Source organism: Streptomyces silvae, from assembly GCF_016745505.1.
Lineage (GTDB): Bacteria > Actinomycetota > Actinomycetes > Streptomycetales > Streptomycetaceae > Streptomyces > Streptomyces silvae.
Map to the genome: position 1 here is coordinate 1 of NZ_JAERUC010000083.1, position 21,107 is coordinate 21,107.

The window sequence follows — 21,107 nt, forward strand, 5'->3', positions numbered from 1 at the left end:
AACGACCCGGGCTGAACGACCCGGGCTGAACGACCCGGGCGGTCGCGGACCCGGTCGCCCCAAGTTTCCCTGTCAGCACGCCAGTTCAGTGCGCCGGTGCCTCGACGCGGGGTTCGGCCACGGCGGTCGGCCGGACCAGCCGGTGCTGCGCCAGGCAGGCCGCCACGAGGGTGGCGCCGAGCACCGGCCAGGCGAGCGGGCCGACGCCGACGGCGATTCCGACGACGACGGGGCCGAGGCTGCGCTGTGCGGACTGCGCCAGTCCGTGCACACCGAGGTAGGCGCCCTGTGCCTCGCCGGGCGCGAGGGCGATGGACAGTTCCCAGGACGCGATCGAGTGGAGGATCTCGGCGAGCGTGAAGGCGACGGCCGCGAGGACGACGGCGCCGGTGGCGAACCACGGACCGCCGCCGGCCGAGACGGCGAGCGCCACCCCGCCTGTCAACAGCGCGGCGCCGATCGGGACCAGCAGACGGCGGGCGGCCGTCCTCGTCTCGCCGAAGCGGGACAGCGGGACCTGGAGTGCGATGACCAGCACGCTGTTGAGGACGAGCACCAGCGGTGCCAGGCCGACCGGTGCGTCGGTGGCGTGGACGATCCACAGCGGGAACCCGACCTGGAGGATGCTGTCGTCCAGGAACAGCCAGATCTCCGACCCGGTGAACGCCAGATAGCGGCGGTCCCGCCAGGGTGTCGCCGCCTTGGCTGGGGCGCCGGAAGGACCGGACGGGGTACGGGGAGTGCCGGTGGGGGAGGACTGTCCCGCTACGACGCGGCTCGGGGCCGGCGGTTCCGCGCACCGCAGGGTCAGGGCGCCGATGACCACGTACGAGGCGACGTTGGCGAGCAGGAGCGCCTGGTAGGAGGCGGTGGTGCCCACGGTGAGCGCTGCGGCGGCCCCGGCCGCGCCGACGGCCCACCCGATGTTCGCGGCGGTGCGCTGGATCGCCTGGTAGCGGATGCGGTGGGGTCCCGCGACACGTGCGGCGAAGAGCTTGGTCAGGACGCTCGACGCACGGTCCGGCAGGGCGCCCAGCGCCGAGAACAGCACCAGCAGCGCGTAGTCGTCGGTCGTCAGCAGGGCCAGGAGCGCGGCTCCCCGGGCGAGTTGGGCGCCCAGCAGGATGCGTGTCACGGGGAAGCGGTCGGCCAGCCGCCCCGCGAGCGGGGGCCCGGCTATGCCGAGAATGCCGGACAGGCCCATCAGCAGGCCGATCTGAGCCACCGACAGATGGGCGACGTAGAGGAAGTAGAGCGTCGCAGCCCCGGTCCACAAGCCGGTGCCGATCTTGTCGATGACGGCGACCACCAGCATCAGCCGTCCGTCACGCCCGCCGGGAACGGCCAGGCGCCGGACGAACGGCACGCGGCTCCGCGTCGGTTCCATCGGAATCCCCCTTGACACATTTTTTGTATCGGTACAAACTGTGATCTGTGGCAGAACAATATGGGATCGCGGGCGGTACGGCCAGAGAGATTTCGGCGTCCGTCGAAAGCCGGGTGTCCGACGGCACGCTGCGGCCGGGCGCCTCGCTGCCTCCCGTGCGGCGCCTCGCCGAGGAGCTGGGCGTGAGTGCCGGGACGGTCGCCGCGGCCTACAAGGAGCTGCGCGGGCGCGGGGTGGTCGTGACGCTAGGGCGCGGAGGCACGGTGGTGGCGTCCGCCCCCGTCGTCACCTCGCGGCGGCCGCCCAAGGTGCCCGAGGGGCTCCGCGATCTGGCCGGCGGGCACCCCGACCCCGCCTGCCTCCCGGTGCTGACCCCGCCCGCGAGCGTGGGGCCCGTGTCCGGATCGCACCGTGCCGCACCGCGGTTCGCCGTCCTGGAGGACGCCGTCCGCGCCTGGTTCGCCCGCGACGGCGTACCGACCGGATCCGTCACGTTCGCCCACGGCGCCCTGGACTGCATCGCCAGGCTGCTCTCCACCGAGCTCAAGCCCGGTGACGCCGTGGCCGTGGAGGACCCCGGCTTCCACCATCTCCTCGACCTCGTACCGGCCTTGGGTCTGCGCATGCTGCCGGTGACGGTCGACGACGACGGCCTGCGCCCCGAAGGGCTGCGCACCGCACTGCGCGCCGGAGCCAGGGCCCTGGTGTGCAGCCCGCGCGGGCAGAGCCCGCTCGGCGCCCGCTTCACCCCCGCCCGCAGGGACGAACTCCTCGCGGTGCTGCGTGACTTTCCGGACGTCCTGGTCGTGGAGGACGACCACAACGCGGAGATCGCCGGCGCGGACGCGGTGACCCTCGCCTCCGGCGGACCGCCCCGCTGGGCCCAGGTGCGTACGGTCTCCAAACACCTGGGGATCGACCTGCGCTGGGCCGCCCTCGCCTGCGACCCCGCCACCCTCGCGCGTCACGACGGACGGATGCTGCTCACCTCCGGATGGGTCAGCCACATCCTCCAGGTGACCGTCGCGGACCTGCTGGCGGACCCGGCGGTGACCCGGCTGGTCGCGGACGCGTCCCGTACGTACACCACCCGCCGCGACGCCCTGCGCTCGGCACTGGAGGAGCACGGCATCGCGTCCCACGGGGCCAGCGGCCTCAATGTGTGGGTGCCCGTCCGGGATGAGTCCGCCGTCGTCAACGCCCTGCGCACCCGCGGCTGGTGGACCGCCGCGGGAACCCGCTTCCGTATCGCGTCCCCGCCCGGGGTGCGGGTCACCACCGCCACCCTCACCCCGGAGGAATCCACGCTCCTGGCAGCCGACTTCGCGGACGCCCTCGCCGAGTCACAGGCGGTCTACGGCGGTTAGGGCGTGTTCTGAAAGTCCCGCCTGCCCGGCCGCAGCGGTGCGCCGGACGAGCAACGACAGCAGTGCGGCCGCCGCGCAGAGTGCGCCGAGCGTGACCCAGACCGGAGCGTACGTCCCGAAGGCATCCCGGGCGGCGCCCCCTCCGTACGCGGCGAGGGCGGCGCCGACCTGGTGAGCGGCGCTGACCCAGCCGAAGACCACGGCGCCGGCATCGCCGTGGAACTCACGGCACAGCGCGATGACCGGCGGGACGGTCGCGAGATCGAGAAGGCCGAAGGCGACGACGAAGACCATCATGGACGGCTGCACCGTGGCGCTCATCAGCAGGGGCAGGCACATCAGCAGCAGCCCGCGCAGGGCGAAGAAGACAGCGAGCAGCCGTCGCGGGTCGTGGCGGTCCGTGGCCCAGCCGGAGGCGACTGTGCCGGCCACGTTGAAGACCCCGATCGCCGCGAGCAGGGACGACGCGGTGGTGGCGGGCATGCCGTGGTCGTGGGCGGCCGGGGTGAAGTGCGTCCACATGATGCCGTTGGTCGAGGCCCCGCAGATCGCGTACGCGCCGGCCATCAGCCAGAACGGGCCGGTGCGCGCGGCACCGCGCAGGACGGCGAGCGCTCTGCGCGCCGCCCCGCCGGTGGGCGCGCGACCGCTGCCCGCGCTCGGGTCGGGAACGGGCCCCGGGGCGGCACGGTCGGCGCCGTAGGGCTCGCGGCCGACGTCGGCGGGGTGGTCCCGCAGCACGAGCCACATCAGCGGCGCCGTGGCGCACGCGGCGAGCACGAGGGTGACGAGGGACGGGCGCCAGCCGTGGTGGTCCACGGTCCAGGACAGGGCGGGCAGGAACACCATCTGCCCGAAGACGCTGCCGGAGGCGAGCACCCCGGTCACCAGCCCGCGCCGCCGTACGAACCAGCGCTGGGTGACGGTGGCGCCGAAGGCCGTGGCCATGGAGCCCGTGCCCAGGCCGACGAGCATGCCCCAGTACAGGGTGAACTGCCAGGCCGAGACCATGACGGTGGTGAGCCCGGCCCCCGACGCGATGACCAGGAGGGCGGCCACCACCACGCGCCGCATGCCGAAGCGGTCCATGAGCGCGGCGGCGAACGGTGCGGTGAGACCGTAGAGGACCATGTTCACCGAGGCCGCCAGCCCGATGGACCCGCGGGACCAGCCGAACTCCTGGTGCAGGGGCCCGGTGAGCAGGCCGGGCAGGGTCGAGAAGGCACCGGCCACGACGATGGCGAGCAGCGCGGCAGCCGCCACCCACCAGGCACGGTGCCCGAGGCGGCTGCGGTGCGGAAGGCCGTTGACTCCGTTGACTGCATCCATGCGTTCGATCGTCATCGCCGCCCCGGGGCCGAACCACTGGCGAGATGGACGACTTCTGCAAGAATCTGGCCATGGATCCGACCAAGGCGACGGCGACGGTTTCGCCCCGGGGCAGGCATCAGGTGGTGGTGCTGGTGCGACCGGGCCTGCTCCCGATGGAGCTCGGGATCGTGCACCGGCTCTTCGGCCAGGCGGTCTCACCGTCCGGTGAACCCCTGTACGAGGTCGTCACGTGCACGCCCCGGCCGGGCGTGATCCCGACGGACACCGACTTCACCCTCAACGTGGCCGTCGGCCCCGAGGCCCTGGAGAACGCGGACACCGTCGTCGTACCGGCCGCCCAGGAGGACTACGAGCCGCAGGAACGCGGCCGCATCAGCACCGACATGGCCCGGGCACTGGCCCGCGTCCCGGCAGGAGCGCGGGTGGCGTCCATCTGCACGGGCTCGTTCGTCCTGGCGGCGGCGGGGCTCCTGGCGGGCCGGCGCGCGACGACGCACTGGAAGTCGTGCGAGGAGTTCCGGACGCTCTACCCGGAGATCGAGGTGGACGCCGACGTCCTGTACACCGACGACGGGGGCGTCCTCACCTCGGCCGGTGTGGCCTCGGGCATCGACATCTGCCTGCACATGATCCGCACCGACCACGGGGCGGAGGTCGCCAACGCGGTGGCCCGGGGGACCGTCGTACCCCCGCACCGGGAGGGCGGCCAGGCCCAGTACATCGAACGCCCGGTCACCCCGCCCGAGCAGTGCTCGACGGGACCGGCCCGGGAGTACGCGCTCCGGCACCTGGACCGGCCCCTGAAGCTCGACGAGCTGGCCGACCGCGCGTCGATGAGTGTGCGTACGTTCAACCGGCGCTTCCGGCAGGAGGCCGGCCTCACGCCCATGCAGTGGCTCACCCAGCAACGCGTCGACAGAGCGCGGCAGTTGCTGGAGCGTACCGACCTGCCGGTGGACCGGATCGCCGCCGAAGCCGGCTTCGGGACCGGCACCGCCCTGCGCCAGCACTTCCACGCGGCCCTGGGGGTGTCACCGCGCGCCTACCGCTGCACGTTCAGGGGAACGGCGGACGGCACGGTCACCTGAAGCCCGTAGCCCGAGGCCCGGGCCCTGGACAGGTCAGGCGGCGGGCGGCGTACGGATGGCGGCGATGTCGAACTGCAGACGGAGCCTCTCACTCACCATGGCGCCGCCCTCGGCCAGACGGGCGTTGTAGGTCAGACCCCAGTCGGACCGGTTGATGGTGGTGGTCCCGTCGAACCCGACGCGCTCGTAGCCGAACGGGTCGGTGACGTAACCGATGTAGGTGAGGTCCAGGACCACGGGACGGGTGATGCCGCGGATGGAGAGGTCCCCGCTCATGCGGTAGACGTCCTTGCCGATGAGCTGTACGGCGGTGCTCACGAAGCTGATGCGCGGGTGCTTCGCGGCGTTGAGGAAGTCGCGCCCCACCAAGTGTGCGTCACGCTGCTCGACACCGGTGTCGACACTGGCGGTGGCGAGCGAGATCTCGGCCCGCGAACGCGCCGGGTTACGCCCGTCGAAGTACAGCCGGCTCTCGTACTCCAGGAACGCGCCGCGCACCGTCGTCACCATGGCGTGCCGCACGGAGAACCCGATCCGGCTGTGGGCGGGGTCGATCATCCACTCCCCGGTCAGGGCCGCCAGACCAGGATCGGGCAGAACAGCAGTACCTGCGGCCGCCGGGGCGGGGGAGGTCTCCTCCGTGCGGGGCTCCGGACGACGGAGGAGGGAGCTGCGGCTGAAGAGGTTCATGAAACAGTTAGTTACTCTGAGGTAAGTGGCGCCCGCAAGAGCTGATCAAGGAACCCGAACATCCTTGGTCAGACCTTCACAAGGTGACGTGCCGGCGGTAGCCGAGCGTGGGCGGGCGCGTTCTGCTCCCGTTCTCCGTTCCTGTTCTCCGCCGTGCGGCGCCGGCCGGACTCAGGCCACCGGCTCACCTCCGCCGAGGCGGGCCGACAGCCGGTGCGAGGCGGCCACGACGGCCTCCACCACCTTCGGCACCGCATCCGGCGGCAGCCTGAACACGGGCGCGGACACGTTGAGCGCGGCCACGACATCGCCGCGGTGATCGCGCACGGGCGCGGCGACCGCGATCAGCCCCGGTTCCATCTCCTCGACCGCCACCGCGTACCCTCGCGCCCGCTCCGTGCGCAGGCGCTCCAGCACGGCCGGTACGTCCCGGGGTGCCGCGTCCGTCCCCGGCAGCCGCGCGTCGCCCCCGGTGGCCAGCAGGGCCTCGGCCTCCGCGTCGGCCAGCCCGGACAGCAGGGCGCGGCCGGTGGCGGTGCAGTTCAGCGGAGTGGTGCGGCCGATCCACTCGTGCGCCTGGAGGCCGCGCGAGCTCCGCTCGGTCAGCACCGTCACCACACCGTGTCCGGACAGCACCGTGAGGTACGCGGGTTCGCCCAGCTGGTGCACCAGCTCGCGCAGTACGGACGGGGCCTCGCGCTGCAACCGGTCCTCGCCCGCCGACGCGGCGAGCGCCAGCAGCTGGGGGCCGACGCGGTAGCGCAGGGTGCGCGGATCCCGCTCGATGAACCCCTCCTCCGCCAGGACCTTGAGGGTCCGGGACACCTGCGTCTTCTCCCGGCCCACGGCCCCGGCCACCTCCTGCACCCCCAGGGGGCCCTGCCCCAGGGCGCGCAGTACGTCCAGTGCTCTGCGCACACTGCTCAGGTTCTCGCTCACCATGCCGCCACCCTGGCGCACCCGTGCGTATACAGCAACTCTCGTTGTCGTCATCGCACCCGGCCGCCCTAGGGTCGACGGCATGTGCGGAATAGCAGCGATACACAGCCCCCGCGGAGACACCGGCACCCAGGACGCCTGCCCGGCCGCGGAGGAGATGCTCGACCGGCTGGCCCACCGTGGTCCTGACGACCGCGGGACACGGACGGTCGGTGCCCACACCTGGCTCGGGCACCGACGGCTCTCGATAGTCGACCTCGACGGCGGACATCAGCCCCTCGGAGGTACGGACGGAGCCGACGACTGGTCGCTCGTGTGCAACGGCGAGATCTACAACCACCAGGCGCTGCGGGACGAGCTGCCCGCGGATGCCTTCGGCTCCTCCTCCGACTCCGCGGCCGCCCTGGCCGTCCTGCGCACCGACGGCCCCGAGGGCCTGCACCGGCTGCGCGGCATGTGGGCGCTGTGCGCGGCCACACCCGGCGGCCGCTTCGTCGCCGCCCGCGATCCGCTCGGCATCAAGCCCCTGTACTGGGCGCGTACGGGCACGGCCGTCCACTTCGCCTCCGAACTGCGCGCCTTCGACCCTGAGGCACAGGCACGCGCCGAGACCTTCCCGCCCGGCCACTGGTGGTCGCCGCACCACGGCCTGCACCGCTTCGCCGAGCCGGTCCCCGCGCACAGCGGGACGGTGGACTGGAGCGGCGTTCCCCAGGAGGTCGTCGAGAAGGCCACGTTCGAGTCCGTCGCGGACTCCGTGCGCAGGCACCTGATGGCGGACGTCGAGGTCGGTGTGTTCCTCTCCGGCGGCCTCGACTCCGGCATCGTGGCCTCCGTCGCCGCCGAGGCGTACGCCCGGCAGGGACGCAGACTGCGGACGTTCGCCGTGGGCACCGAGAGCTCCCCGGACCTGCTCGCCGCCCGGGAGACCGCCGCGTATCTGGACACCGAGCACCACGAGGCGCTGCTCGACGCCGAGGCGGCACAGAAGGTGCTCGACGACGTGGTCGCGTGTGTGGAGTCCTTCGACGCAAGCCTCATCCGCAGCGCCGTCCCCAACTGGTTCCTGTCCGAGCTGGCTTCACGGCACGTCAAGGTCGTACTGACCGGGGAAGGCGCGGACGAGCTCTTCGCCGGCTACGGCTACTACCACGAACAGCACACCTCCCCGGAGCAGTTGGACGCGGAGCTCCGCCGGACCGTGGGCGCGCTGCACGGGCTCAACCTCCAGCGCTGCGACCGCGTCACCATGGCCCACGGCCTGGAGGCCCGGGTCCCCTTCCTCGACCACGACGTCGTGGCCCACGCCATGTCCCTGCCCCCGCACATGAAGCTGCTCGAGGAGAACGGCATGGAGAAAGGGCACCTGCGCCGCTCCTTCGCAGGCCGGCTGCCGGACCGTCTGCTGTGGCGCCGCAAGGAGCAGTTCGGCACGGGCAGCGGAGCGGAGAGTCTGCTCAGCCCCCTCTGGAACAGCCGGATCACGGACGGGGAGTTCGCCGCGGAGGTGGCGCGGGACGGGGTGCCGGAACTGCGCAGCAAGGAGGAGCTCGGCTACTACCGTACGTTCCGGAACACCCTGCCGGACGTCCGCCCGGAGGCTGTGATCACACGGTTCGCCACGGGCTGAGTGGCGCTCGGAGGTGCCTTCCAACTCCTCGTCCACGTGCCCCTCATGGACGGTCGGACAGGTCTCCTCCGTCCTCGGAGCGACGGTCAAATGCGTTGCCGACGCCGATGAGACCCTGATAGGTCTCTGCCTCATGGACATCACCCGTATCCCCGCCGAGCCCGACCCCACCACAGCCGCCGCGGCGGTCATGGCAGAGCTGGCCAGCCTGGGGAGCCGGTCCTTCGCGCTGCCCGCCGACGCCGACCTGAGCCCGGTCCTGCCGGAGAGCGGGGGAGTGCCCGCGGTCTGGGTGACGGCGGGCGGGGCGTCCGTCGAGGAAGGTGTGGTGCTCTACGTCCACGGGGGCGGGTTCGAGCACCGCATGCCGGAGCTGATGAACCTGACGGCTCACCGGATCTCCCGGGCGACCGCCCGTCCGGTGCTCGTCGTGCACTACCGCCTGGCCCCGGCCCACCCCTACCCGGCGCCGCTGGACGACGTGGTCGCCGTGTACCGGAGCCTGCTGGACCAGGGGGTGCCCGCTGCGAAGATCGTCGTCTTCTCCGAGTCCTCCGGTGCCACGCTGACGCTCTCCGCGCTGCTCGCCCTCAAGGACTCCGGCACCGCGCTCCCGGCCGCCGTCGTCGCCAACTCCGCGATCACCGACCTCACCCTGTCCAGCCCGTCCATCGACGACAACGCCGCCGGCGACTCGGGCGTCGACCGCGCCCTGCTCACCCGCCTCATCGGCCAGTACCTGGGCGACGCCGACCCCGGCCGGGCCCCGCAGTCACCGATCCACGGCGCCCTCGACGGCCTTCCGCCCCTGCTTTTCACGGTCGGGTCCGCCGAGGCGCTCCTGGACGACACCCTGCGGTACGCGCAGGCGGCCTCCGCTGCCGGGACGAAGGTCTCCGTCGAGGTGTACGAGGCCATGCCGCACGTCTTCCAGGTCACGATCCTGTCCGAGCAGAACCCGACGGGCAGGCGCGTGCTGGAGCGCATCACGGAGTGGATCGCCGGCTCCGGGTGAGGGGCGGTGTGCCGGGAGGTTCGCCGGCTGCCGGTGTCAGCGTTCGACGCGGTTCGGGCGTCGAAGGGCCGAGGCCGCGCGGCACGGGCCCCGGTTCAGCCGGCCCGGTAGCGGGAGGCGAGTTCCGGGCTCTGCGCGCCGAAGGCGGCCAGGTCGGCCCGGGAGACGGCGTCGAGGAGGTGGGCGTCCTCGACGCCGGGGGCGCACACGACCTCGCCGAGTTCGAGTCCGCGCAGGCCGGCGGTGACGACGTCCTCGGCGCTCATACGCGGCACCACACTCATGTCGAGGCCCTGACGCTCGTGGAATTCGGTGGCGACGATGCCGGGGCACAGCACCTGGACCTGGACACCCGTGCCCTCCAGTTCGGCGCTGAGCGTCTGGGACATCGCGACCAGATGGGCCAGGCTGCCCGCGTAGACGGCGCGGGGAGGCATGACGGACGGGTCGGCGGGACCGCTGAAAGCGATCATTCCGGCCACGTTGATGATCTTTCCCTCGCCGCGCTCCTGCATACCGGCGACCACGGCGCGCGTGAGCAGGGTGGGGGCGAGCACCTTGACGTGGATCAGCTCACGGGCCTTGTCGGCGGGCAGTTCGGCCAGGGGCATGTAGTGGGCGACGCCGGCGTTGTTGACCAGCACGGTCAGCGGCTCGGCGGCGGCGATGGCCGCCACGGTGTCGATGCCGGCGTCGGTGGAGAGGTCGGCGGCGACGACCCGGACCGTGACGTCCGGGTGGGAGGCCGCGAACTCATCGAGGCGTTCCTTGCGGCGGCCGACGACGATCAGGTCGTGACCGTCGGCGGCGAGGCGGTCGGCGAAGGCCCTGCCGATGCCGGAGGTGGCGCCGGTGACGAGGGCGAGCTTGTCCATGGGGGTCCGTTCCTTTCGGGTGCCGGCCTGGGCGCCCGGGACGACACCGCGCCGGCACATGCCCCCATGGTCGGCGGGAAACGCCTGCTCAGCCAGCAGACCCGCTGTCCTGGGAACGCCGGTACCAGGACAGGCCACCCCTCGCTTGCCACAATCGGAGGCATGGCGACCACGGAACTCGGCACGGCCCTGCGCCACTGGCGTGATCAGACCCCGGCCCAGGTCGTCGGCCTGCCCGTGGGCGCGCGCAGGCGCGCCGCCGGTCTGCGCCGCGAGGAGCTGTCCCAGCTGGCCGGGGTCTCCGCCGACTACATCGTCCGGCTGGAACAGGGACGCGCCACCCACCCTTCGCCCCAGATCGTCGAAGCCCTGGCCCGCGCCCTGCGCCTCACCCAGGACGAACGCGCCCACCTCTTCCGCCTGGCCGGCCTCGCCCCGCCGGGCCCCGGCACGATCCCGCAGCACATCACCCCCGGCGTCCACCACATGCTGGACCGCCTGGCCGGCACGCCCGTCGCCGTATTCGACGCCGCCTGGACCCAACTGCTCGCCAACCCCCTGTACACCGCGCTCATGGGGGAGTGGCAGGGCGCCGACCTCAACGCGGTGCGGCGCAACTTCCTCGACCCGCACAGCCGCGTACGTCACACCCCGGAGTCCAGGGGCGCACTCCAGGCCGCGTACGTCGCCGATCTGCGCCGCACCGCCGGCCGCTACCCCGACGACACGAACCTCCGCGCCCTCATCGACGAACTGCGCCACCGCAGCGCCCACTTCGACACCCTGTGGGAGTCAGGCGCAGTCGGCGAGCACAGCGCCGCCCGTAAAACCGTCGACCACCCCGACGTCGGCCCCCTGACCCTGGACTGCGACGTCCTCAGCGCCGCCGGCAGCGACCTACGCATCATGGTCTACACGGCCCGGCCCGGCACGGAGGACGCCGAACGCCTGGCACTCCTGGACGTCATGGGGACGCAGCTCCTCGTCGAACGCCGCTCGCTGCCGGAGCGGCGGCCCGGAGGAGCCGCGCCTCGGTGACGGCACGCCTGGCGTTGACCGCCAGATGCAGTACGAGCGTACGCACTCCGGTCAGGGCGCGGTTGGTCGGTACGAACCACTGGTGCTTCAGCCGTGCCAGGCGCTGATGGGTGGTGATGAACGGGCGCAGGCGGGCTTCCCACGCGGCCAGCGCGACGGGAAGGTCGTCGGGGTGCTCCGCGAGGACGCGCCCGAGTTCCGCTCCGCCCCTCAGGGCGGCGGTGGTGCCCATGCCCGAGAACAGGTTCAGGCACCACGCCGCGTCGCCGGCGAGCAGCACCCGTCCGGTGCTCCACCGGTCCATCTTCACCTGGTGCACCGAGTCGAACAGGCAGTCCGTCGTGGTCGTCAGCGCGTCCAGGACATGGCGCACGGCGGGATGGTCCATGTCCGCGAACACGTCGCGCAGCCGCTCGGTGCGGTCGCCGGTGAACTGTGCGCCGACGTCCTTGGTGCAGTACGTCAGCAGCGCGGTGGGCGCCCTGTCCGCCAGGCCGAACACCCACACCGCGCGCCCGGAGCGGGCGCTGATGACACTGTCCTGCGCACCGAACGACGGGGCCTGTCCGGGCAGCGGGAAAGCGCAGATCATCGCGTTCCACGTGGTCATGAAGCGTTCATGGGGCCCGAACGCGAGGCGCCGTACGGTGGAGCGCAGTCCGTCCGCGCCCACGACCAGGTCGAAGGATTCGCGGGAGCGCCGCCCGGTGGAGACGTCCTCCAGCTCGACCTCCACCACGGTGCCGTCGTCGACGATCTCCACGGGTGCCGTCGAGAAGCGGACCTCGACCCCGCTCTCCCCGCTCCCGCCGTCCGGCCGGATCCGCTGCCAGAGCGCGGCCTCGACATCGCCCCGCACCATCGCGGTGGGGCGTCCCGGCAGGTCGAGCCAGCCCAGGGCGGGCCTGCGATGGCCCCGGCGGTTCAGCGACCAGGTGGTTCCGCGCTCCGGGTTACGGGTGTGCAGGGTGTCCAGCCCGAGGTCGTAGACCGCCCGCATGCCCTCAGGGGTCAGGTTGATGAAGTAGCCGCCGGTGCGGCGCTCGGGTGCCCGTTCGACGATCACCGGCGTCCATCCGGCCCGGCGTAAACCTGAGGCCGCGGACATACCCGCGATGCCGAGGCCCACGACCAGCGCCCGTTTCCGCATGACTCACTCCTTGTCTTCGGCCGGCTGCCCGCCGGCTGGAAGGGCGGCAGGCAGCCGGACCCCATGAGGTGGGAAGCCGGCCGGGGGATCAGGGGACGAAGACCAGGCGCTCGCCGGTCCCCTGCGACCAGGCCTCGGCGATCCGGGCCAGCGGCACCGCACGGGCCTGGACGTCGAGGGCGCCCTCGGTCACCGCCTGCGCCAGTTCCGGCAGTTCGGCGATGAAGTCGCGGGGAGGGACGGAGCCGATACCGCTTCCCACGATCTCCAGCCGGGCCGCGCGCAGTGACGCGGAGGGGATCGGGGCGGACGCGCCCGCCATGGAGCCGATCTGGACCCAGGTCAGCGGGGCGGAGCGGTCGGCCCGGGCGGTGAGCATCGGGAGCATGGCGTCGGCGGCGGGAGCGCCCCACACGAAGTCGAGGACGACATCGACGTCCGCCGCGGCGGCGATCTCGTCGAAGGTGAGTGCCCGGTCCGCGCCGAGGCCGGGCAGCGCCTTGAGCCGCGTGGTGTCGCGGCCGGCGGCGAACACCTGGGCGGCGCCGAACCGCTTGGCGACCTGGACCGCCATGCGTCCGGCGCTGCCGGTGGCGCCGAGGACGAGAACCCGTTGCCCCGCACGGAAGGCGATGCGGCGCCGCAGGGCGACCCAGGAGGACATGCCCGGGTTCATCGCGGCGGCGATCCGTACGGGATCCACCTCGTCGGGCAGGACGACGCTCCGGCGTACGTCGATCACCGTGCGCTCCGCGAAGGTGCCGAGGTTCGTGTCGTCCAGGACCGCGTACCGCAGGCGGCCCGAGGAGTCGCGTACGACAGCGTCGACGCCGGGCACCAGCGGGAAGACGCCGGTGGCGGAGTAGTGGGTGCCGTTCGCCTTGGACCGGGTCAGATGGTGCAGGCCCGCCGCGAGGACGTCCACGACCATCTCGTGCTCGCCCCGGGCCATAGGTTCGGGGTGCTCGCCGTAGGCGGGCGGTGCGTCGTACGCCGTGATGACCGCAGCATGCATGAGGGACTCCTCCAGATGGTTTGCATTACCAATCACCACTAGAGTTGTTGGTAATGCAAACAATGTCAAGTAGGGTGGCCTGCATGGCTCCCCACGACTCCCCGGACGACGGCACCACGGACGACCTGATCGACGGCCTGGTCCGCAGCGCCTTCCAGGTCATGGGCGTGCTCACCCGCATCGGTGCCGAGCACGACCTGTCCCTCACCCAGCTCCGTGTGCTCGGCATCGTGCGCGACCGGTGCCCCCGCATGAGCGACCTCGCGGCTTTCCTGGGCCTGGACAAGTCGACCCTGTCCGGTCTCATCGCCCGCGCCGAACGGCGTGGGCTGCTGACACGCGGCACCAGCCCCGAGGACAAGCGCGCGGTCGTCGTCCTGATCACCGACGCCGGACGTGAGCTCACCGAGCGCCTGAACGAGGAGATCAGGCGCGTCCTCGCGCCGGCCACCGGCAGGCTCGATCCGGGGCAGCGGGCGCAGCTCACTCAGCTGCTCGAGCCCCTCCTCTCCCCGCCCCTGCCGGCCGTGCCGCGCCCCGAGCGCCCGGCGCGCGGCACCGCCTGAACCCGGGGGACCGCCTGCCGTCCTCGGCACGCGCGGGCAGACGGAAGCCGCCCGCGAGGTGGGTCACCACGTCACGGACGGCTGGAGCCAGGGCCGGCTCGTCAGGGCTGTGCGGGAGGCTGCTGAGGTGAGCGGAGGACGAGCAGGGTGATCTCGCTGGGGGCGAAGACGCGGAACGGCGGGCCCCAGAAGCCGGTGCCCCGGCTGGTGTAGAGGAGCGTGCGGGTGCCGTGGCGGCTCAGGCCGGCGACGGTGGGCTGGTCGATGCGGACGAGGTGGTGGAACGGCCAGATCTGGCCGCCGTGGGTGTGGCCCGACAGCTGGAGGTCGACACCGCCCGCCGCTGCCCGGTCGACGAACTTGGGCTGGTGGGCCAGGAGCAGGACGGGCAGGTCGGGGTCGGCGCCGTCCAGGGCCCCGGCGAGGTGGGCGCGGTGGCCGGCCAGCCCGGAGGACTCCGCGGTGACGTCGTCCACGCCGGCGACCACCAGCGTGTCGCCACCGCGTTCGACCAGCAGGTGACGGTTGCGCAGCGGCTCCCAGCCGAGCTCGTCCATCAGGTCGACCCAGCCCTGGGCCTCGCTGTAGTACTCGTGGTTACCGGTGACGTAGACCCGGGCCCGGGTCGCCCGCACGGTGCCCAGCGGGACGGCCTGGGCGCGACGGCGTTCCGCCGTGCCGTCCGCGATGTCGCCGGTGTGGCAGACCAGGTCCGCCTCCAGGGAGTTCACCGTCTCGCAGACCCGCTCCGACCAGCGGGCGCGGTCGAGCGGGCCGTAGTGGGTGTCCGTGATGAGGGCGACGCGGGTGCCGTCCAACCCGGGCCCCAGACGCGGGAGTTGTACGTCGACCTGGCGCACCCGCGGCACCCGGCGGGCCTCGTGGTACCCCCAGGCGAGCAGCGCGGCGGCCACGCCGAGGACCACGTAACCCACGATCCGGGCCCGGCTCTGCCCGTCGCCCACGCCGGCCACGGTCAGGGCCAGGCGCAGCAGGACGCCGAGCAGGACGGACCAGGTGAACAGCACCCAGCTCGCCCCGAGGAGCGTGTCCCCGACGACGGCCGCCCGGTCCTGCTGCCGCCGGCCGTGGCCGCGCACCATCGCGAGCGGCATGACGACCAGACCGATGACGAACAGCGCGGTGCCGCCCAGCGTCACGGGGAGCGGCCAGTGCTGTCCTGCGTACAGGAGCACCACGCAGGGCACGGCCCACAGCAGGACGGGGGCGATCATCGGGACGTAGCGCATCAGGCGGCTCAGCCCGCTCTGCCGGGCCCCCTGAGCCGCACCGTCCGCGGATCTGGCTTCGCTGGTGTCGGTCACGCTTCCCCTCCTCGAGCAACGGGACTGCCGGCGCGCACTGTACCGGTCGCCCCGGTACCCGCGCAGAAGCGCCCATCCCCACCGTGGGACGGGGAGGCGGCCGGGCTCCCCGGAGCCCGGCCGCCTCCCCGTCATGCGTCCGGCCGGATCAGCACCGGCCCGCGGGGCGGTCCCGCTTCACGAGGTTCGTGTAGCCGGTCGTGCCGTCGAGCCACAGCACCCGGTTGCCCTCGTCGGCCGAGCCGAACACCTGGTCACCGCGGTTGCAGGACATGCGCTGTGCGCCGCCCTTGCCGTCGGGGGAGACCTGGAACAGCTTCGGCAGCGTGTCGTTGGCCCACGTCGTGGCCGGGGGCAGCGTGGTGATGGTCACCGCGTCGTCCGAGGCGGTCATCGAGTAGGCGTGGAGGGAGCCTTCTCCCGCCTCCGGGGTGAGGGTGACCGCGTTCGCGCCGTCGAGGTCCGCACGACGCACGGCCGCCTGGCCGGTGTCGGTGCCGTCGGCGTCCTCGATCCAGAAGACACCGTCGTCGGTGATCGCGGTCTGGCCGACACCGGCCGTGGTGCTCTTGTCCATCGGCATCAGGGTCCTGGTGCCCTTGACCGTGTCCAGGACCTCCACGCCGAGCTTCGGCCCGTCGCCCTCGTACCAGAGCTTGGCGTACGCGATCTTCCCGTCCCGGACGGACGGCAGCGCCGTGGAGATGTACGGGAGCCCCGGGTCGACCAGGCTCCGGGCGCCCGTCCTCATGTTGATGTAGCCGACGTGCTGGGCCCCGGTGGTGGGGTCGGTCACCGAGTAGATCGCGAGGTCACCGTCGACCGTGAGGCCGGAGGTGTTGCCGCCGGGACCGCCGATGGTCCTCGCCGGACCCCCGGCGACGGGACGCGCCTTGAACACGATGGACGAGCCGAACTCGGTCCACACGACGGTCTTCCCGTCGGTGTCCGGGTACACGTTGTAGTTCCCGTTGTTGGCGCTCATCAGCTTGGGCGCGCCCTTGCCGGACGTGTTGCCCAGCCACACCGAGTAGGGCTCGCCGCCCTCCTCGTCGGAGTTGGACACGGCGTACTTGCCGCCGCCCGCACCGACCCCCGTCCCCGCGATGTTGACCTTTGTCTGGAGGGTGTCGGTGTCCACACCGAGCGCCTTCTCCCAGCCCGGCACGATGCCGTGCGCGTCGAACGACTTCTTCACGGTGTTCAGCTGCGCCTTGGTGGCACCCAGCTCCCGCGCGGCGGCGACGACCGCGGCGCGGCCCTCGGTGAAGCCGTCCAGCGGGGTCATGTACGCGGACAGGGCACGGTAGACGATCTTGTCGGCGAGGTCACTGCCGAGGTCCTGGCGCATGTCCCACAGCGCACCGGAGAAGATCGTGGAGTTGAGGTGGACGCCGCCGTTGTCGCCGCGGTAGGTGGTGCCTATGAAGTTCTTCGACGTGGTGGCGCCGTCGTTGAGGTCGCGCAGTGCGCACTCGCGCGGCGCGAGCGTGGTGCACAGGTCCTCGCCGAGCAGCCCGGCGTCCGGGTCGTCCATCGACTGGTGGTTGGCCTCCAGATCGATGGCGTTGCCGAAGTAGTCGGCGATCGCCTCGTTCATGGCGCCCGACTGGCCCGCGTAGACGAGGTTGGCGGTGTGCTCGACGACGCCGTGGGTCATCTCGTGGCCGACGACGTCGGTGTCCGCGGAGAACGTCCGGTAGTCGCCGCCGCCCTGGCCGTACACCATCTTGGCGCCGTCCCAGAAGGCGTTGTTGTACGGCTGCCCGTTGGCGACCACACCGACCAGCGAGTAGATGTAACCGTCGTCGCCGTCGAGGCCGGCCCGGTCGAAGTGGTTCCTGTAGTAGTCGTAGACCTGGCCGGCCGCCCAGTGGGCGTCCACCGCGCCGGAGTCGGTGTACTCCTGGCCGAGTTCGGGCGAGGCCGGGCGGAACGTCTTGATCCCGGACGGCCAGTTGCCGGACGCCGAGGCGACCTCGCGGCCGCGGGCGTCGTACGTCGACAGCATGGGGCCGGCGTACGGGGAGTCGGGGGCCCGACGCCCGTAGTCGATCGTCTGGAGTTCGCCGTTGATGTCCTTGTACAGGTTGAGCTCGACCTTCTCGCCGTCGTAACGCGTGCCGGAGCCCTTCACGACGAGCTGATCGGCGGCGGCCGCCGGCGCTTCCGGAGCCGCGCCCGTCCCGCCGGTGCCGGCGGCGGAGGTACCCGTCGCGCCGAACGTCTTGATGTCGCTGTACTGCAGGACCGGGAAGCCGGAGTGCGCGTCGACGTACACATGCTGCTTCACCGGCTGCCCGTCGACCGGGCTGACACCGGTGACGGTGATCCGCCGGGTCAGCACGCCGGTGCCCTGCGGCAGGATCGTCACGCCCTCGGCCGTGCCGGCGAGCTTGTGCCCACCCGGCTTCCCGCCCTTGGCCGGGGCGCGCAGCAGGCCTCCGCCCAACTGCCAGGAGACGGCGCCGACCGCACGCTCGATCGCGGTCTTCTCGGAGATCTCGGGCGTCACCGTGCCGGGCTTCAGCCGGGTGAAGTAGTTGCCGGACGTCCCGGTGACGGTGCGCCTGCCGCCCTTCTTCTCCATCCGGACCAGGTACTGGCCGCCCAGGACCTCGACACCCCGGTACTTCTGCTGGAGGCGGACCGTCTCCTTGCCGCCCTTGTCGGTCATGGTCCCGGCCGAGGCCAGCTCCTTCGCCGAGGTGTCCGCGATGTGGTTGCGGCCCTTCCTGGACCCGAGGTGACCGCGGGCGGCGTCGGCCGCGGTGCCGGTGGCGGTGGTGTCCTCGTCGAGTCCGGTGACGAGCGACGGGGTGTCGGTCTCCGAACCCGGCGTCACCTCGGACGTGGCGGCCGCGGTGGCGGTGTCCGCCTGGGCGGCCGGTACCGCCGTCACCAGCAGCCCCGCGGCCGTTCCCCGGCCGATGATCACACTGCCGGAACCCTGTCCTGGTCTGGCTGATCTCTTGCGTGCTGAACTCCGCACGGTGCCCCTCCGGTGCCATCGCTGCATGAACGGATTTCGGATACGGACATGCAAGTGCTGGGACAGCGGTGTGAACAATGCGTTCCGGGTGCGCACTTGTGGACGTCCACACTTGTGTGGCCTGCGTTGACAGATGAGAATTCCGCAGGTGGGGCTGAACGGGTGGGACACGCAATGGCAGGCGCTCGGGCTCGGACCGGACGAACTCCGGGTGTACGAGGCGCTCCTCGACGCACCCGGGCACCCGACCCGCACGGCCCTCGCCCAGTCCTTGGGGCTGACCGCGCGCCGGGTCGCGAAGGCGCTGGACCACCTGGCCGGGCACGGCTTCACCCAGCCGGCCCGAGGTGCTGCCGGACTGCCGGCCGCCGTGGCCCCCTCCACCGCGCTGCGCAGTCTGATCCACCTCCGGCAGGCCGAAATCCTGCACAGATCAGCTGAGTTGGAGGAGCTGACGGGCTCCGTCGACCGGATCGCCGCCCAGTTGCTGAGCTCCGTGAACACCCCCCGGGCCATCGGGATCGAGACGGTCCGGGGCGGTGCGGCGATCGGCGCGCGGGTGGCTTCGCTGCTGGTGTCGGCGAGTGAGGAGGTGGCGCTCCTGGACCGCCCGCCCTATGCGACCAGCCAGCCGGACGGGATGCCCGCACCCCTCGACGTGGCCGAGCCGGTCCGGCGCGGGGTGCGGGTGCGCGTCGCGGTGGACCGTGAGGGGCTGAGCTTCCAGGGGCGCGCCCGTGGCCTGGGGGATCTGGCCGTACAGGGCGTGCAGATACGGGTGGGAACGGACCTGCCGACGAAACTGATCACGGTGGACCGGCGGGTGACCCTGCTGCCGCCGACCGACGCGGCGGACCCGACGGCCTCCGCCCTGGTGGTCAGCGACTCACTCCTGAGCAACGCCCTGGTGCCGCTGTTCGAGGCGGTCTGGGAGCGGGCCGTGCCCATCGGCTCCGTCACGCACGACCGGATCACGGACGAGGACCGCGAACTGCTGACCATGCTCGCCTCCGGCCTGAAGGACGAGGCGATGGCCCGGCGCCTCGACATCCACGTGCACACGGTCCGCCGCCGCATCACCCGCCTGATGCACGCCCTGAACGCGGAGACCCGGTTCCAGGCCGGCGTGCAGGCGGCGTTGCGGGGCTGGCTCACCGTGTGAGGACGGCACGGCGCTCCGTGGTGAGGCCGGGCCGGTCCCTTCGTCAGCCGCGCCCGGGATGCGGGGTCCGTCCGGAGGCGGTATCGCTGGGATATCCGGTTCCGGTTCGGTTCCGTACGGCGCGGAATGATGTGGAAGGACCACGGCATGGACGACTACCCGCTGCTGAATCTGTTTCTCACGATGCTGTACTTCTTTCTGTGGGTGATGTGGTTCTTCCTGCTCTTCAAGGTGATCACGGACCTGTTCCGCGATCACTCGTTGAGCGGATGGGCCAAGGCGGGCTGGCTGATCGTCGTCCTGGTGCTGCCCTACCTCGGCGTGTTCCTCTACCTCGTGCTGCGGGGGCGGAGCATGCGGGAGCGTGACATCACCGAGGCGAAGGAGCAGGAGCAGGCGTTCCGTTCGTACGTGAGGAAGGCCGCCGGACCGGGCGGCAGCGAGCACGTGGACGAGCTGGCCAAGCTGGCCGAGATGAAGCGGAACGGGGATCTGAGCGCGGAGGAGTACGAGAGGGCGAAGGCGAAGGTCCTCGCCTGAGCGGTTCCGCCTGAGCGGTGCCGATGGCTGCCGGGCGCGTCGACGCGCCCCTCCCGCGGATGCCATGCCGACCGCACGGGTCCAGGCGGCGCAGACGGTCTCCGTCGTGGATGAGGCGCAGGCGGATGGGGCCCTCGCCGTAGCGGATGGCGTTGGTGACGAGTTCGCTGATGACGAGCCCGGTGGTGAACGTGGCCTCGCCCAGACCCCAGGCCGTGAGCTGCTGGTCCACCAGCCGGCGGGCGGTGGCCACCACGGAGGGGTCGGCGGGCAGCGTCCACTCCGAGACCTGGTGGTGGGTCAGGGCGCGGGTGCGGGCGAGCAGCAGGACCGCGTCGTCGTCACGCGGGGGCTTCATGCGGTGCACGGCGGTGTCGCAGAGCTCCTGCAGCAGTCGCTCGGCCGGAGCGAGGACCCGTTCGAGGTACAGCCGCGAGCCGGTGTCCCCGCCGCACGCCGCTGTCAGGCCGTTGGTGTAGAGCGCGATCAGGCTGCCGGCGGGCAGTTCGACCGTGGCAGGGGCGTAGGCGGATCCGCCGCCTGCTCCGAGGGCCGGTCCCTCCGGGACGTCCAGGGGAAGGGGAGAACCGTCGGGGTCCAGGAGGACCGGTGCAGGGGGGTGAAGGTGTCGATCTTCTTCATCCAGCCCGGTTCCTCCGCGGCCACTCCCTCCTGGGGGCGCCCGCGCCACTCGATGTTCCGCACCGCGCTGGCCCTGCTGGCCGCCTCGTTCGCCGTCGTCAAGCTGACCGACAGCACCCCGCGTGAGCTGCGCATCGCCACCCGGCCGCTCGGCACCGCCACCCTGCACGACCAGGACGGCACCGCCCGTCTCACCGTCGTACGCCCCGACTGGGCCGCCCTGCTCGACCTCGCCCTCTCCGAGATCACCCAGTACGGCGCCGACTCCGTGCAGATCCACCGCCTGGCGGGAGGCCGCAGCGGACGGCACATTCGTATCGACACGCCCCGACGCGAGGCGTTTTTGTGATAAAA

At 72.1% G+C, this 21,107-nt stretch carries 18 protein-coding genes and 1 pseudogene; 9 read left to right on the forward strand and 10 right to left on the reverse strand.

Going from position 1 to position 21,107, the window contains the following annotated elements:
- Positions 1 to 85 precede the first annotated feature (85 nt).
- Positions 86 to 1,387 carry an MFS transporter gene (locus JKV81_RS11770; RefSeq protein WP_202075698.1) on the reverse strand — a complete coding sequence of 434 codons (1,302 nt, stop codon included), beginning with the start codon at positions 1,385 to 1,387 and terminating at the stop codon, positions 86 to 88.
- A gap of 47 nt (positions 1,388 to 1,434) precedes the next feature.
- On the opposite strand from JKV81_RS11770, the gene JKV81_RS11775 reads away from it, so the two are divergent.
- Positions 1,435 to 2,754 (forward strand): aminotransferase class I/II-fold pyridoxal phosphate-dependent enzyme, encoded by a 1,320-nt coding sequence (locus JKV81_RS11775; RefSeq protein ID WP_202075701.1) that lies wholly within the window; start codon positions 1,435 to 1,437, stop codon positions 2,752 to 2,754.
- On the opposite strand, the gene JKV81_RS11780 is transcribed toward JKV81_RS11775, so the two are convergent.
- Positions 2,731 to 4,083: an MFS transporter gene (locus JKV81_RS11780; protein ID WP_236056362.1), complete on the reverse strand. Its 1,353-nt coding sequence runs from the start codon at positions 4,081 to 4,083 to the stop codon at positions 2,731 to 2,733. The two genes, JKV81_RS11775 and JKV81_RS11780, sit on opposite strands and share 24 nt — an antisense overlap.
- 71 nt (positions 4,084 to 4,154) lie before the next feature.
- Here JKV81_RS11780 and JKV81_RS11785 point away from each other — a divergent pair, with 71 nt between their 5' ends.
- A complete protein-coding gene (locus JKV81_RS11785) occupies positions 4,155 to 5,174 on the forward strand; it encodes a GlxA family transcriptional regulator (RefSeq protein WP_202075705.1) in 1,020 nt (339 codons plus the stop codon).
- 33 nt (positions 5,175 to 5,207) lie between these two features.
- Here JKV81_RS11785 and JKV81_RS11790 read toward each other — a convergent pair whose 3' ends face one another.
- Both JKV81_RS11790 and JKV81_RS11795 read right to left on the reverse strand, forming a co-directional pair.
- A complete protein-coding gene (locus tag JKV81_RS11790; RefSeq protein ID WP_129266529.1) occupies positions 5,208 to 5,864 on the reverse strand; it encodes a YceI family protein in 657 nt (218 codons plus the stop codon).
- Between the two features lie 171 nt (positions 5,865 to 6,035).
- Complete coding sequence (locus JKV81_RS11795; protein WP_202075707.1) at positions 6,036 to 6,806, reverse strand: IclR family transcriptional regulator; 771 nt, start codon at positions 6,804 to 6,806, stop codon at positions 6,036 to 6,038.
- A gap of 79 nt (positions 6,807 to 6,885) precedes the next feature.
- Here JKV81_RS11795 and asnB point away from each other — a divergent pair, with 79 nt between their 5' ends.
- Positions 6,886 to 8,433: an asparagine synthase (glutamine-hydrolyzing) gene (gene asnB / locus JKV81_RS11800; RefSeq protein WP_129266531.1), complete on the forward strand. Its 1,548-nt coding sequence runs from the start codon at positions 6,886 to 6,888 to the stop codon at positions 8,431 to 8,433.
- Positions 8,434 to 8,566: 133 nt separating this feature from the next.
- Positions 8,567 to 9,448 carry an alpha/beta hydrolase fold domain-containing protein gene (locus JKV81_RS11805; RefSeq protein WP_202075709.1) on the forward strand — a complete coding sequence of 294 codons (882 nt, stop codon included), beginning with the start codon at positions 8,567 to 8,569 and terminating at the stop codon, positions 9,446 to 9,448.
- Between the two features lie 95 nt (positions 9,449 to 9,543).
- On the opposite strand, the gene JKV81_RS11810 is transcribed toward JKV81_RS11805, so the two are convergent.
- Positions 9,544 to 10,323: an SDR family NAD(P)-dependent oxidoreductase gene (locus tag JKV81_RS11810; RefSeq protein ID WP_202075712.1), complete on the reverse strand. Its 780-nt coding sequence runs from the start codon at positions 10,321 to 10,323 to the stop codon at positions 9,544 to 9,546.
- A gap of 162 nt (positions 10,324 to 10,485) precedes the next feature.
- Between JKV81_RS11810 and JKV81_RS11815 the strand changes: the two genes are divergently transcribed.
- Entirely contained in the window at positions 10,486 to 11,361 is an 876-nt protein-coding gene (locus tag JKV81_RS11815) for a helix-turn-helix transcriptional regulator (protein ID WP_202075715.1), read from the forward strand.
- Here the strand turns inward: JKV81_RS11815 and JKV81_RS11820 are convergent.
- Positions 11,288 to 12,511, reverse strand: coding sequence for an FAD-dependent monooxygenase (locus JKV81_RS11820; protein ID WP_202075717.1), 1,224 nt, complete (start codon positions 12,509 to 12,511; stop codon positions 11,288 to 11,290). The two genes, JKV81_RS11815 and JKV81_RS11820, sit on opposite strands and share 74 nt — an antisense overlap.
- Before the next feature lie 88 nt (positions 12,512 to 12,599).
- Complete coding sequence (locus tag JKV81_RS11825) at positions 12,600 to 13,526, reverse strand: quinone oxidoreductase family protein (RefSeq protein WP_202075719.1); 927 nt, start codon at positions 13,524 to 13,526, stop codon at positions 12,600 to 12,602.
- A gap of 83 nt (positions 13,527 to 13,609) precedes the next feature.
- Here JKV81_RS11825 and JKV81_RS11830 point away from each other — a divergent pair, with 83 nt between their 5' ends.
- Positions 13,610 to 14,092: a MarR family winged helix-turn-helix transcriptional regulator gene (locus JKV81_RS11830; protein ID WP_129266536.1), complete on the forward strand. Its 483-nt coding sequence runs from the start codon at positions 13,610 to 13,612 to the stop codon at positions 14,090 to 14,092.
- Between the two features lie 101 nt (positions 14,093 to 14,193).
- On the opposite strand, the gene JKV81_RS11835 is transcribed toward JKV81_RS11830, so the two are convergent.
- Together JKV81_RS11835 and JKV81_RS11840 are read right to left on the reverse strand one after the other, a co-directional pair.
- Positions 14,194 to 15,417: a metallophosphoesterase gene (locus JKV81_RS11835; protein ID WP_202075721.1), complete on the reverse strand. Its 1,224-nt coding sequence runs from the start codon at positions 15,415 to 15,417 to the stop codon at positions 14,194 to 14,196.
- A 148-nt stretch (positions 15,418 to 15,565) separates the two neighbouring features.
- Entirely contained in the window at positions 15,566 to 18,436 is a 2,871-nt protein-coding gene (locus tag JKV81_RS11840; protein ID WP_202075724.1) for a M4 family metallopeptidase, read from the reverse strand.
- 121 nt (positions 18,437 to 18,557) lie between these two features.
- Here JKV81_RS11840 and JKV81_RS11845 point away from each other — a divergent pair, with 121 nt between their 5' ends.
- Both JKV81_RS11845 and JKV81_RS11850 read left to right on the forward strand, forming a co-directional pair.
- Positions 18,558 to 19,571 (forward strand): LuxR family transcriptional regulator, encoded by a 1,014-nt coding sequence (locus JKV81_RS11845; protein ID WP_307820524.1) that lies wholly within the window; start codon positions 18,558 to 18,560, stop codon positions 19,569 to 19,571.
- A 147-nt stretch (positions 19,572 to 19,718) separates the two neighbouring features.
- Entirely contained in the window at positions 19,719 to 20,111 is a 393-nt protein-coding gene (locus tag JKV81_RS11850; RefSeq protein ID WP_202075728.1) for an SHOCT domain-containing protein, read from the forward strand.
- Positions 20,112 to 20,433: 322 nt separating this feature from the next.
- Here JKV81_RS11850 and JKV81_RS36690 read toward each other — a convergent pair.
- Positions 20,434 to 20,802 (reverse strand): annotated as a pseudogene (locus JKV81_RS36690) (SpoIIE family protein phosphatase); the annotation flags it as partial.
- Between JKV81_RS36690 and JKV81_RS36695 the strand changes: the two are divergent.
- On the forward strand, positions 20,737 to 21,102 hold the full coding sequence (locus tag JKV81_RS36695; RefSeq protein WP_241748648.1) for a DUF2254 family protein: 366 nt from the start codon (positions 20,737 to 20,739) through the stop codon (positions 21,100 to 21,102). The pseudogene JKV81_RS36690 and the gene JKV81_RS36695 sit on opposite strands and share 66 nt — an antisense overlap.
- Positions 21,103 to 21,107: the final 5 nt, after the last annotated feature.